The organism is Sphingomonas faeni, assembly GCF_040407505.1.
Classification (GTDB): domain Bacteria; phylum Pseudomonadota; class Alphaproteobacteria; order Sphingomonadales; family Sphingomonadaceae; genus Sphingomonas; species Sphingomonas faeni_E.
On record NZ_JAPZPQ010000011.1, the window covers coordinates 1 to 13,208 of the forward strand.

A 13,208-nucleotide genomic window follows, 5' to 3' on the forward strand; every position below is an offset into this window, starting at 1 on the left:
GCCACGATCACGATGCGCCTCGTCGAGGATTCCGCGGCGCCGACCGGCACTTATCATTTCAGCAATGCCGGCGCGGTAACCTGGGCAGGCTTCGCCCGCGAGATCTTCGCGCAGAGCGCCGCACGTGGCGGAGCCAGCGCCGAGGTACAGGGCATCACCACCGCCGAATACCCGACACCGGCGACCCGGCCCGCCAATTCGCTGCTCAGCCATGACGCGATCACCCGCGACTACGGCATCCATCCGCCAGCGTGGCAGACCGCGCTCGGCACCATCCTCGACGAACTGCTCGGGGCACCCAACAAGGAGACACGCGCGTGAAGGGCATCATTCTCGCAGGCGGCTCGGGCACGCGCCTTCACCCGGCAACGCTGGCGGTCAACAAGCAGCTGCTGCCGGTTTACGACAAGCCGATGATCTATTACCCGCTGTCGGTGCTGATGCTCGCCGGCATCCGCGACATCCTGATCATCTCGAGCCCCGAATATATCGGCAATTACAAGAACCTGTTCGTTGACGGCTCGGCGCTCGGCTTGGCCATCGCCTATGCCGAACAGCCCAAGCCCGAGGGTCTCGCCCAGGCGTTCACGATCGGTGCGGACTTCATCGGCGACGACAATGTCGCGCTGGTACTCGGCGACAACATCTTCTTCGGCGCGCACCTGACCGACCTGCTGGCGAGCGCGGTCAAGCGCAAGAGTGGTGCGACGGTGTTCTCCTACCGCGTCGAAGACCCCGAACGCTACGGCGTGGTCGAGTTCGGCGAAGGCGGCAAGGCAATCAGCCTCGAGGAGAAGCCCGAGGCCCCCAAGTCCAACCATGCGGTCACCGGCCTGTATTTCTACGACAACCGCGTCGTCCAGCTCGCGCGCGACCTGAAGCCCTCCCCGCGTGGCGAACTCGAGATCACCGATCTCAACCGGCTCTACATGGACGCTGGCGACCTGTTCGTCGAACAGATGGGCCGTGGTTATGCCTGGCTCGACACGGGCACGCATGACAGCCTACTCGAGGCCTCAGAATTCGTCCGGACGATCCAGCACCGCCAAGGCATTCAGATTGCGTGTCTTGAAGAAATTGCTTACCAACAAGAATGGATCACACGCGAACATGCCCGAGCCGCGGCCGAGCGCTTTAAAAAGACAAATTACGGAAAGGCAATTCTTACGGCAATTAATGGCAGCGATTAGCCTTTAACCCAAGGTACACGATTACCCACCAAGTCTTACACGTTCTCCTATCTATAGTTTTTCGTGCACAATCGATGTATAGACGCCTCAAAATGTAAACAAACTCTGCCTTAGCATCGAATTCTGGATTGCCTTTCCTAATTCATCGCAAAAATATGAAGCTAGGTAACTACCTTGTACGCAAATGGCTCGAGCCAATAAGGTAACAAGCACCTTTTTTTCTGTCGCAAAATGAGCGTCAGCGATTGCGAGTTGTTTCGGGCGTTTGGACCTTTTAGATCGAGGGTCAAAGCGTCTGACCAGAGCTCAATAGGACTGACTGCGCGACGATCTGGAGATTGTCATGGAGTATAATGCGGCCGCGATGCGCCCGAGCGATAAACGCGTCTGCGTCTATACACGCACCTGGCTTTCATCCGGAGCTGGTTTGTTCGCGCAAGAGCTTGTCGGCGGCATGGTGGCGGCGGGAGCACGCGTCACATTCATTGCACCGACCGCAGAGGATTCGCGCTTCGAAGTTCAGCAACCCGGCCTCCATCGCATTCGTCCTCCGCGTGAGCGTCGAGACGGCGCATCCCGGCCAATCCGCGCGCTTTGGTCCTTTGCCCGGGTTGTGCGGGGAAGCTTGGCCCTTTTAGGCGCCCGAATCCGGCATCGGACTTTCTTAGTCACCATTCCTGAACCACTTCTTTTCTCAATCCCGGTACTGCTCCTGCTCCGTTGCACTGGTGCCCGAATTATATTTGTAGCGCACGATCCAGTGCCGCATGCTTGGCGATTGCCCGCGAACCTCCGCAAGATTGAGATGGCCGCCCATGAACTATGCTACCGCCTCTCGGCGGCCATAGTCGTTCTAAGCGAACCGTCACGGATCAAACTCTTGGAGATGTTCCCGCGAGTCACTGCACCTGTCCATGTGATTGAGCATGGCGTCTTCCTGCTAGGCGCTCCAACGCAGTTACCCGGCAACAGACGGCTGTTGCTATTCGGCTCTCTTCGCCGCAACAAGGGCATTCTCCAAGCAATCGAGGGAATAGTCCTTGCCGGCCGCAAGATAGATGTTCAACTGATTGTCGCGGGCGAGCCATATCGTGAAGAACTTGATTACTGGCGCGCATGTGAAGAAGCGGCTGCTAAAGTGCCTAATTTAGTTGAAATGCATGTAGGATATGTACCTGACGACGCTCTACGCGCATTTTTTACGCAGGTAGATGCGCTGCTAATGCCATATGATCAGTTCTTCTCGCAGAGCGGCGTAGCCTTGCTCGCAGCTTCCAATGCAAGACCGGTTATTGCGTCACCTGTTGGCGGAATTGCGGCGTTACTGGACGAGGGTATGCCCGCTATACCAATAGCGCTTCCAGTCACGGCAGAGTCAGTAGCAAATGGGATCGTGGCTTTCTTCGACACACCAGCGACAGATTGGCGCCAACGCGCTTTTGAGTATCGGCGTGAGACATTAGCACGACGCTCTTGGGATGTGATAGGAAGGCAGTATGTGTTGTTGTTTGGCTTGGTAGCATGATTGCAATCATTAACCCTCAAATTGAGGGAGTCCACGGCATCGCGCGTTACCTGCGATCATTTTTGAAAGATTATCCGGCTGACGGGCCTGAAATACTGATGATTTCGGGGGAGAAAGGGCTGCCAATACCAGCACCCGCCAATGTACGATTCCATCATATTCCGCTCGCGAAGAATCGGTTTGGCCTTCTCACTTGGACCCTCCAAGTAAGCCGGCACCTGCGGCTGCTGGCGCAGACGGGAAACCTACAAGCTATCAACTTTCACATTCCGCCATTGATCCCGGCACTATTGGTACCCAAGGTCGCGCCGTTTATCGTAACTGCGCACACTACCTACCTAGGAATGTCTGGTGATTTCTACAGTCCTCGACAGTTCAAAGGGCAGTGGAGCAAGGCTTCCATCCTTATCAAAAAGGCAATAGAAAAGCGCATATTCGCCAAAGCAGACTTAATTATTGCGCTTACAGAACAAGGGCGCCAAGAGATCGAGCGATATGGCTACCGAGGACCCATTAAGGTGGAGCCAAACGGAGTCGACATCGCTCAATTTCAGCCTTCGCAGATTTCAGATAAGACGATTGACGTGGTTTTTGCCGGACGCATCGAAAAGCGCAAGGGTAGCCGACCAATGGTCGATGCTGTCAGGCGCTTGATTGCACTGCGGCCCGCCATACGCATCTGCATCATAGGCGCGGGCGACGATGATGAATATGTTAAATCGGGCCTTGCTGGAATAGAACAAGTACTATTGACTGGTCGAATTCCTTTCGACGAAGTATCTAGTATTCTTAAACAATCTCGCGTTTATGCCTCGACCTCGTATTATGAAGGACTACCTGGCACGTGTATTGAGGCGATGGCAATGCGTTTACCGGCAGTAGTCTGGAACTTCCCTTTTTACGATGGCCTCGTGACCGAGGGCGTGACTGGCCACCTCGCGCCGCCAAATGACATCGACGGCTTCGCCACCGCGGTCCTGAACCTAATCGATGCCCCGGGCCTCGCATTTGAGATGGGCGCGGCAGCACGAGCATTAGCCGAACATAAGTACGACTGGGCCGACCTGAGCCGCCGGCTAGCCGTTGTATTAGCAGCGCATGCGCGCACCTCGCAGACCTGAGCGGGCAATGGAGATCCAAGAGGCAAAACGGCGAGCACGCAAGGGCCCAGCGCTGTTGCTTGCTCGAAGAATATTATCGTTGATAGTCGTCTTTGTATCGACGTTTACCGTAGCTCGCCTTGTTGACCCAAGCGCCTACGGACTTGCCAATATGTCTGGAATTGTGCTCGCGTTTGCGCAAATATTTCGTGATTTTGGTCTTACTAATGCAATTTTGCGCAAAGGCTCAATAAGCAGTGCCGAGCTTAACTTTATTTTTTGGTTTAACGTCGCCACGACCAGCGCTCTCGCATTAATGATAGCACTCTTGGCACCAGCGATTAGCCGATTTTATCACGAACCAGTTGTATATTGGGTGGTTCTAGTTGCGTTAATTGGCTTTATGTTTGAGGGCCTCTCACTTCAGCATCGAGGACTGATTAGTCGGGAACTACGCTTTGGACGCGTAGCTCTTATTGAATCCGCTGCGCTACTAGTTGGTTTCGTTACGACATTGGTGCTTGCAGCTATGTACCACAACGTCTGGTCCATCGTCATCGGTAACATGGTTCAGTCAATTACACTTGCGATCGGCTGCGTAATGTCAAGCGGTTGGCGGCCCAGCAGGCCACGCTGGTCAAACGAGTTTGGGCCAGTGCTATTGTTCGGTGCGAACTCGTCCGTGTTCTCGATCTCAGTATTCTTGTCAAATAACGCCGCCAACCTTTTGATTGGCCATATGCTTGGCTCTGGGCCACTTGGTCTATACAATCGCGCCACCGCGTTGTTTCAGCTACCCGTGAACAATCTGATTGAACCGATTACCCATGCGACTATGCCGTTGCTGACCAGGTTGCGCGTCGATCCTGCGGAGTATCGGGATGCGTATACTTCTTTGGTTCGGAAGCTGTCAGCCTTCTTAGTGCCGGGATCGGTTATGTTAAGCATCTGCGCGGTTCCGCTTGTAGTGACATTACTTGGACCTAACTGGCGAGAGGCAGGCTTCGTGCTTTCCGCTCTCGCGCCTGCGCTTGCCGGGTTCGGCTTTGCTTACTCGGCTAGCGACCTTTTTGTGACACAGGACCGTGTGGGGGAGCTTCGTAAGCTAGGTTTGATCGAGATGGTGATTCGGGTTGGCGCGGTTCTAGTTGGAGTACAATTCGGTCTGGTTGCAACTGCGCTTGGCTTCAGCCTTGCCGCCCTAGCGTCGGCAGCACTACGGCTGGTCATGGTCGGACGGTCCGGACCAGTGTCCTGCATGGACCAACTCCGCGCAGTGTTGCCGGCATTACCGCTCGGTATTGGCGCAGCACTGGGTTCGGGTTTAGCACAGGTTAGCAGCGGGGCCCTCCAGTTGCATAGCTTGGCTACCGTATTCTTGATATTCGGTGGGGGCTCTTTAGGCGTAGTCCTTGCCGCCTTTCCATTTTCCTCCGCCCGTAGCGTTCTCATCGAGCTCGCTAGAACCTTTCTTCCTGCGCGATTAATTAAAACCCGGGATCATACTCTATGAAGCTTTACTTTTTTCGGGGAGAAGTTCCCAATTTCGGCGACGAGCTCAATCTATGGCTGATGCCTAAGGTTTTTCCTGAGTTACTAGACGAAGATTGCCGCGTGATTTTGTTGGCAATTGGTTCGGTCTTGTTTGACAATCATGCTCATGACAGCTTAAAGGTTGTGTTCGGATCAGGATATGGCGCCTACACTTCACCGCCTAATATTGACAAAAATTGGCGGGTCTACGCGGTTCGAGGGCCGCGGACGGCTGCAGCGTGTGGCATACCTATCGACATGGTCGCTGGCGATACGGCGATATTAGTACGTCGATTCCGGGAGAAAAATCCGAAAAAGCGCTATTCTTGTGCCTTCATGCCGCACTGGCAAAGTATAAAACGTGGTAATTGGGAAGCGGTTTGCAGGCGTGCTGGCATACATTTCTTAGATCCACGTGCGCCTGTTGAGACGCTGCTCGATGAGATCGAGGCGAGTGAACTCGTGATCACCGAAGCTATGCACGGAGCTATTGTTGCGGACGCACTACGGGTACCTTGGATTCCAATCATGCCGTTCGAGGCTGTTCATCGATTTAAGTGGTTCGATTGGGCGGAGGCTCTAGATGTTCGGCTTCGGCCTCGCAAGCTCTTCCCGTCCTCCACGATCGAGGCGAGAATGGCCTGGGCGGGCAAAGAGACAGGCCGCTTGCGCGACGCGGGTGGGGCTGTGGGATTGCTGCTACGTACATCTGATCAAATATTTGAGCGTTTGTCTGCTCGAACTCTGTCGCGGATGCGGCAGCAACGTCCACAACTTAGTCAAGAAGACGCCTTGGAATTGGCAACCGTCCGACTTGAGCACGCGGCATCGGAAATCAGACGCGATTTTACTCTGGCGAGTGGCGAGCTATTTACCACCGTCGCAAGCGCGCAATCTTCGAGTATACCTTGCGTCGCACCCGAAGTAGTATTGATTCAACAGCCACCTGTATCTTAAGCCGTGCAAGTTTGTCAGCAAAGTCTTGGCCAAACAGCACCGGATGATACATTATCAGGCGTTCGTTAATTGGCATAATTTCCAAATCTTCTCCTTTGATTGGCTGAGTAAAGGTGAAGGTCGCTGCGTCGTATAGATTAGGCCATACCTCTTTAAGATCGCGCACATCAAGTCTGCCATCTGCAGCAAGAGTAGTCGCGACGAAGGCCTCATCGTTGGGCCAATGATTACGACGTAACCACTGCCGGCTGTGAGCTACCCGCTTAGCGAGTAAATTATCTACAGCATGCGCGGATAGACGCGTCACAGGGAAGAAAGCGCGGTATGGAACGACATCTCGGGCCTGCGCGAACATCCTCCACCACCAGTCACGCTTAGCAATGCCAAAATCTGCTGCGAGCAGGTCGGCTTGATCTCGTGCGCATGCTGCAAAAAAAGCCGCAAGGCCCGGACCTCGAAAGCGCACATCGAATTCGATTTGCCAATAAAAGCTCGCTTCTGGGAACTGTCGGCGCGCAAGATAAAATCCGTAATCGCCGCACCGCCATGCAAAATCGCCCGGACAGAAAAGTCCTATGGACTCGCATAACTCCTGGGTGAGGCGGATTTTAGGCCGATCCGTCTCTACTGTTCCGCCTCGCTCATCGATTAAATAAGCGACCGTCAGGCCACTTGCAGCAGCTAATTCGTCGGCAAAGCCACGCAACTGAGCGTCGACCTTAGTGGCTCGCAAAATTATCATGTGGTGCCCAGCGCATTGACGGCAGGGGAGATTGCCTCTGCCCAAGCCGCCCAGTTGAGACGCTGCTCGTAATGAAGGCGAGCACTTACGCGCATCCGCTCGTAGCGCTCCGAGTCGGACCAAATCGCGACGATTGCATCCGCCATCGCTTCTTCAGTCGCGTCAGCGGGCAGGACGATACCATTAGCACCGTGCTCGATAACACCAGTGACGCCACCTACATCGCAGGTTACGGCTGGCACACCGTAGGCATTGGCCTCAGCAAATACCATCGGCGTGCAGTCGGCACGGGTTGGAAGGAAAAGGAGAGAAGCTCGATCAAGTAGAGTGTCTAGCTTGGCGTGATCCTCGGGATCGTTCTTGCGAAGCACTCCGAGAGCGGCAATCCTTGTGCCCAAATCGACTTCGCGAGGCGGCTTCGCGCCAACTATGTCTAGCGTGAAATCAAAACCTCGCGCTTCCAGCACGCGGGCAGCGGCAAGCACAAGATCTCCACCCTTACGTTCCCACTCCATTCCGATGAACAGCAAACGGCAGGTCCTCTCGCGTCTCCAAGCGGGACGCAGCGAAATATAGTTCAGGTTGCAACCCCAAGGAATAACAGACAGCCGCATCTCGTCGGCCCCGTAATGCAACATTGCGCCGCGCGCGGCCCAAGGCGAGGAGAACGAATTGTGCCGCGCTCGCTCGAGACTCTCCCGTTCGATATTGTCCGCGAGCCTTGCATGCCGCGCGTTCATACGTGCGAAGGGAACGTAATACGGCCCTTCAAGGTCTTTGCGAACAGCGTCAGTTATATTGATAACGGGATTAGTGCGCGCCAATGCGGCGGCAAGGTTCGATGCAAGTGGTACAATGAACGCTGCATTCGGATGCCGGACGCGCAACCGACGAGCAAGGGCACGGTTAAGCCAAGTCCAGTAGATTGGCGTGCAGGCACCGCCCGTTAATTTGAGAACGCCATTCCGGATCGTGCGCGCCCATCTCGGCCATGGTTCGCGTTCCACAATCAGATCTGCAAAACGCTGTTTCAGAGCCCCCACCATGTGGTATGGGGTGCCCGACAGCTTCGTAACGTCGAGCGCATCTTCGTTGCACACGACAACCAGCCTTTTCACTGGAATGTCCCCCTATTTGTCGTATGGAAGGTAGTTCTTACGACAATAGCGACTGCAACCGCAACCGTCACGGTGCTTAATTCTCTCTCCTGCGCACGCTCGCGGGTTGGATCTATCGGGCACTATTTGAGTGTAGGAAGACAGTGATACTTTCTAATGACGCAATACAGCATAACATGCCTGAAGTACGCACGGTCGCGGTTGTGCTTAATTGGCGGAGTGCGGACGATACTATTCGTTGCGTAACAAGCCTTCTTTATATCGATAGACCACTAGATATAATTGTTGTGGATAACGACTCAGGCGATGGATCACTCTCACGAATCCGCCTAGCTTTGGCTGAGGTAGCTAGCAGCGCGGGCGTGTCGTTACAAGACAATCTGTCTGAGCCACGGTATTTATTAAATAAGAGGCGCGCGCTTGTCTTTGTAGATAGTGGACGAAATGGCGGATATGCATTTGGAAACAACGTTGGCATCGGCCTTGCCCTTCAACAGGCGGCAACCGCATATGTTTGGATACTCAATGCCGATACGGTAGTACCCGCCGCGCAAACGCTTGATGCTTTAATTGCCCGCATGGACGAAGACATCACGATTGGCCTCTGCGGTGCGACCGTTGCCTACTTAGGACTGAATGATACGGTGCAGACGCGGGGCGGGGGGCGGTTCGAGCAATGGCGCAGTCGCAGCATGCCTATTGGCGCTGGCGAGCGCACAGACGCGCCGGTCGACATCAACGCGATAGAAACTGAACTCGCCTACATCAACGGCGCCGCAACTTTCGCGCGCCGGGCGTTTATAGAAACCGTCGGACTAATGAGTGAGGACTACTTTCTTTACTTTGAAGAGTTCGACTGGGCTAGACAGGGCCGAAAAGCTTTTCGCTTGGGTTACGCACCTAAAGCACTAGTTTTACATCAGGTAGGTGGCTCAATCGGCACTGACGACTTCGGCGCAAGCTCTGCGCTTTCAACATTCTATTTAACGCGTAATCGAATTAAGTTTCTTGCTCGCCACTTTCCGCGGTGCCTGCCCGTGGCAGTCGTAGACGAGGTAATTGCGCTTATTCGCAACTGGCGGCGAGGACAGATCCCTCAGGCGCGTGCTCGCCTGCGCGCGCTTACAGGAAGATGTTATAACGGCTAAAAGCCGCTTCGTTCCTGAAGATGTAGATTTTAATAGTCTATTAGAGCACGCTCGACGCTCCCAACACGCAGATTTTTGTATTCTTAAAGTGCAAATTACTGCATATCAGATTTATCAAGTTGACGCTTAACAATTTGACGTAGACATTTTGGCGTTGCAATTATATGGCCTCAATGTCAGATATCTGTAGGCTTTCAACGTGCTGACATTCCTAGTTTTAATCTAACCGTGCGATGGCTCTGTACGCGCGGCCGACCATGGGGTGAAACCTAGTGGTGATACATAATTCTGCTACCAAGAAGACATTTGGTAAGCTAGCGCGAAACGTAGAAGGGCCTTGCTAGCTAGTAAGCCCCGCCGATCGAGGTTGCATGTTGTGAAATCGCGAGCAAGAATCAGGCGCGACCGACAGCGTAAACGCCCATACGTAATGTTTCTCGGTCTTCGCGGCATTGGAGGTGTGCAAGGTGGCGTAGAGACCCATGTGCAAGAGCTCGTGCGCAATTTACCCTACCCTCTCGAACGGCTGGAAGTGATAGGACGCCGGCCTTATCGAGCTATGGCAGACGCGGATTCTTCCCTGCCGATCGTGCGCTGGTTGCCGGCCTGGCGACATTCTCTCCTTGAAACGCTGCCTCATACTTTGCTTGGCATTTGCTACGCTGCATTTCGTCGGCCGGCCCTGCTACACATTCACGGCATTGGTCCCAGCATTGCCGCCCGGCTTGCGCGCCTTGCAGGCCTCCGTGTCGTCTCGACACATCACGGCGAGGATTACAATCGGGAAAAATGGGGCAAATTCGCGCAGAGAATTTTGCGTTTTGGTGAAATGGAAGCAGTGTTGCAAACCGATGCCTGCATATCGGTTTCACCTACCGTCGCACAGGCTCTTCAAGATCGCTACAATCGTCCGGTAGATTTCATTCCAAATGGGGTTAATCCATTACCCTATACTTCAACTGCTATGACGCTGGAGCAGTGGGATCTTAAACCTAATCGATACATTCTCAATGTTGCGCGGATGGTCCCGGAGAAACGACAGCTCGATCTAATCTCTGCATTTGTTCAGGCTGATCTTCGAGGAATAAAGCTCGTTCTTTGTGGCGGCGCCGATCACGATTCCAGTTATGCGCAAAGTGTTGTTGAAAAAGCCTCTCAGCACGAGAACATAATACTGACAAGTCATCAAACTGGCAATACCTTGCACGAGCTATTCTGGAATGCCGGTTTATTTGTTCTACCCTCAACGCATGAGGGCTTACCAATTGTGTTGTTGGAGGCAATGTCATGTAATCTACGAATAGTCGTGAGCGATCTTCCCGTTTATACGGCTATGAACATCCCTGTTGATTGCATGTTTCCTCGCGGCGACGTACCTGCATTGGCAGACCACCTTCGTAAAGCTTTCGCTAGTAACTTTTCATTGGGTCACAACTGGAACGTTTTTCTTGACGATTATAAATGGACTAATATAGCGCGGCGCACAGCCAGTATATATGAGCTGCTTGTGCCCAGTTTCGACAAAGTTTGCTGATAGTCAGGCCGCAATAATAAAACGTTTCGTATAGTATTGGTTATTTTGCGGTGGAAATCGCTTGTAATGACGGAGGATATTATGTCCCGCAAGCCACCCCGCCTTTTGGTGCTTTATGATTTTGCGGTTGATGATCATCCATTTACCCGCAGTCTACGTTCACAATTTGCTGGCGAGGTTGTGGAACGAGGCGTGCATTATCGAGCCGGTCATCGTTTAATAGATAAGGCTGTGCAAAAAGCGGCTATTTTTAGTGCCGCACATACAGCACTTCACGATTTACCGAGTTTTGACGCGATCATATGTTGGCAGCAAGATATAGGGCTGTTGATTGGCGGGCTATCGCGACTTTTAAGGGTGCAGGGCACTTCCAGTGACGCAAAGGTCTGCCTCCTGATGTTCATAGCTCCTGAGCGCCGGCGTCAGGGGTTACTCCGTCGCGCAATTGCTTGGGCGTTGAGTGCCTCCCATATCGTCTATGCAGTTTGCTACGGCACTGCGGAACGCGAACTCTATACGCGGAGTTTTCCTGAGGTCAGCGACAAGTTTGCGCACTCAATGCTTTCTGAGGAGTACCCCGATATTGGGCGCTTCCCAGTCACTCGAGGCGCGACGTTCGTCGCGGCGGGACGCAGTAATCGTGACTATCGCTTTCTTCTCGATTTTTTCGCGGCGCGTCCCCATTTGCAACTTGAAATCGTCAATGACGACCCTTCGTTGCTGACGGATGCACCTAACATTACCGTTCACAGGAACGTCTATCGTGACGATTATATGCGATTGTTGGCTGGCGCTCGTGCGGTAATCATACCCTTCAACGACCCGGTGATTAGCGCTGGCCAGATGGTTTTCCTTCACGCTCTGCAACTCGGCAAGCCGGCTATCTGCACGCGCTCCGCCTGCCTCGATGGATATTTGATCGACGGGATCAACGGGCTGATTGTTGAGAAAAACGCGGAAAGCCTTGACGCCGCCATCACGCGTTTGATGGTACCGCAGGTATACGAACGTATCTCGATAGAGGCTAGTGCTGACTATCTTGCACGATTTTCGTTCAAGCGGCAGGCGCGAGATATACTGGAATTAATGCAACTTCCGCGGCGCTTTGTAAGCCCGGGGGCGGACGGAGCCTGATGCGTCTGCTTGGTGAGCCTTCGCGACGAGAGTTGCTCGCGAGCGGCGCAGCATTATTTGCTACAGTCTCCTCGTCCCAAATTGATGCCGTTCCGGTGCCTAGACAAGAGATCGGCGTCAACATGTACGATCTGTTTATGGTGTGGCTATGGGGAGGCGACATTCGCATATCGCCTCCAAAACTTGCGACGCTGGGCCAGCTCGGAATACCTTTTGTCCGCTTCCCTGCTTCTGGGCAGTTTGCCGAACACTGGCGTCGACTCGAACGAGATCCGAAAAGCTGGTGGTCGACGATGGACACCTTGTTTGTTGCAGCTGAACATAATGGGGTTATGCTGGTGCCCTCAATCTTTTGGGAACCCGCTTCATTATCGCTATACTTAGGGGAGCCGGTAAGGGCGTGGGGAAATGCAACGTCCCGTACACGCCGGTTTGCCCGAGCCTACGCTAACGCCTTTGTTCGCCGTTATCGTCACTCCCCCGCCGTGCTAATGTGGGAGTTCGGCAATGAGATGAATATCTGGGCTGATTGGCCTCGATCTATCGAATGGTGGCCCCGCGCTGATCCAAGCGTAACTCATATCAACAGTTTGGACGATGCAGTCACGAGTTCCGCTGTGCTTGCTGCCTTCACTGATTTTGCCGAAATTGTATGCAAGCTTGATCCCCGCTCCGTCCAAACCGGCGGCGACTTGCCGCGCGCAGATGCTTGGCACCGAGCTCATCAGGCAGCAGGGCGCGACTCCCGCGCACAATTTATTGAAAATTTGCAAGCTATCACGCCAAAGATCTGCAGAGCGATGTCAGTCCACCTTTATCCAGCACGATATGGTGGTCCCGATAACATCTTTTCTAACCCGAAACAGCTCTTAGAAGCATTCCAGGAAGCCGCGGCGGAAAGCGGTCGAGAGGCGTTCCTTGGCGAGCTTGGTGTGCCGTCGATCCCAGCCGAAACCGCCGGCAGTTCAGGTGAACGCCGTAAATTCCAGGATATACTTGACGCTATTCGAGCTTCAGACATTCGTTACGCTGCAGTATGGGACTATGACCGAACAAAGCCAGACGCTGCTTTCAATATCAGGTACGATAATGCACGTGCATATCAACTAGATGCTATTATTCAAATAAATAGAGAAACCGCCCGGTAAGCATGTTCTTGACCGATTCAAAAACCCAAGGCTGCAATAGAGGGACCATTCGTCTCATAACTAGTGATGAGCATATTCC

At 53.6% G+C, this 13,208-nt stretch carries 12 protein-coding genes; 10 read left to right on the forward strand and 2 right to left on the reverse strand.

Features of this window, described 5'->3' with window-relative positions:
• From O6X71_RS20030 to O6X71_RS20055, 6 genes are all read left to right on the forward strand, one after another.
• Positions 1-321, forward strand: a 321-nt coding sequence (locus O6X71_RS20030; RefSeq protein WP_353467419.1) for a sugar nucleotide-binding protein, incomplete at its 5' end; no start/stop codon positions are given.
• Positions 318-1,190 (forward strand): glucose-1-phosphate thymidylyltransferase RfbA, encoded by an 873-nt coding sequence (gene rfbA / locus O6X71_RS20035; protein ID WP_353467420.1) that lies wholly within the window; start codon positions 318-320, stop codon positions 1,188-1,190. The genes O6X71_RS20030 and rfbA, both read left to right, overlap by 4 nt.
• Positions 1,191-1,533: 343 nt before the next feature.
• Complete coding sequence (locus O6X71_RS20040; protein ID WP_353467421.1) at positions 1,534-2,715, forward strand: glycosyltransferase family 4 protein; 1,182 nt, start codon at positions 1,534-1,536, stop codon at positions 2,713-2,715.
• Positions 2,712-3,836, forward strand: coding sequence for a glycosyltransferase family 4 protein (locus tag O6X71_RS20045; RefSeq protein ID WP_353467422.1), 1,125 nt, complete (start codon positions 2,712-2,714; stop codon positions 3,834-3,836). Before O6X71_RS20040 ends, O6X71_RS20045 begins: the two co-directional genes overlap by 4 nt.
• A gap of 7 nt (positions 3,837-3,843) precedes the next feature.
• The gene (locus O6X71_RS20050; protein WP_353467423.1) at positions 3,844-5,328 is read left to right on the forward strand and encodes a lipopolysaccharide biosynthesis protein; all 1,485 of its coding nucleotides are present in this window, start codon (positions 3,844-3,846) and stop codon (positions 5,326-5,328) included.
• Positions 5,325-6,305: a polysaccharide pyruvyl transferase family protein gene (locus O6X71_RS20055; RefSeq protein ID WP_353467424.1), complete on the forward strand. Its 981-nt coding sequence runs from the start codon at positions 5,325-5,327 to the stop codon at positions 6,303-6,305. The genes O6X71_RS20050 and O6X71_RS20055 overlap by 4 nt, the downstream gene beginning before the upstream one ends.
• Here O6X71_RS20055 and O6X71_RS20060 read toward each other — a convergent pair.
• Together O6X71_RS20060 and O6X71_RS20065 are read right to left on the reverse strand one after the other, a co-directional pair.
• The gene (locus O6X71_RS20060; protein WP_353467425.1) at positions 6,220-7,011 is read right to left on the reverse strand and encodes a hypothetical protein; all 792 of its coding nucleotides are present in this window, start codon (positions 7,009-7,011) and stop codon (positions 6,220-6,222) included. The two genes, O6X71_RS20055 and O6X71_RS20060, sit on opposite strands and share 86 nt — an antisense overlap.
• Before the next feature lie 32 nt (positions 7,012-7,043).
• Positions 7,044-8,165 carry a glycosyltransferase family 4 protein gene (locus tag O6X71_RS20065; RefSeq protein ID WP_353467426.1) on the reverse strand — a complete coding sequence of 374 codons (1,122 nt, stop codon included), beginning with the start codon at positions 8,163-8,165 and terminating at the stop codon, positions 7,044-7,046.
• Positions 8,166-8,341: 176 nt separating this feature from the next.
• Between O6X71_RS20065 and O6X71_RS20070 the strand changes: the two genes are divergently transcribed.
• The 4 genes from O6X71_RS20070 to O6X71_RS20085 all read left to right on the forward strand — a co-directional run bounded on the left by O6X71_RS20070 (position 8,342) and on the right by O6X71_RS20085 (position 13,129).
• Positions 8,342-9,313, forward strand: a complete 972-nt coding sequence (locus tag O6X71_RS20070) for a glycosyltransferase family 2 protein (RefSeq protein ID WP_353467427.1) — start codon at positions 8,342-8,344, stop codon at positions 9,311-9,313.
• Positions 9,314-9,743: 430 nt separating this feature from the next.
• Complete coding sequence (locus O6X71_RS20075) at positions 9,744-10,847, forward strand: glycosyltransferase family 4 protein (RefSeq protein WP_353467428.1); 1,104 nt, start codon at positions 9,744-9,746, stop codon at positions 10,845-10,847.
• Between the two features lie 81 nt (positions 10,848-10,928).
• Positions 10,929-11,981 carry a glycosyltransferase gene (locus tag O6X71_RS20080; protein ID WP_353467429.1) on the forward strand — a complete coding sequence of 351 codons (1,053 nt, stop codon included), beginning with the start codon at positions 10,929-10,931 and terminating at the stop codon, positions 11,979-11,981.
• Positions 11,981-13,129 (forward strand): hypothetical protein, encoded by a 1,149-nt coding sequence (locus tag O6X71_RS20085; RefSeq protein WP_353467430.1) that lies wholly within the window; start codon positions 11,981-11,983, stop codon positions 13,127-13,129. The genes O6X71_RS20080 and O6X71_RS20085 overlap by 1 nt, the downstream gene beginning before the upstream one ends.
• The last annotated feature ends 79 nt before the right edge of the window (positions 13,130-13,208 follow it).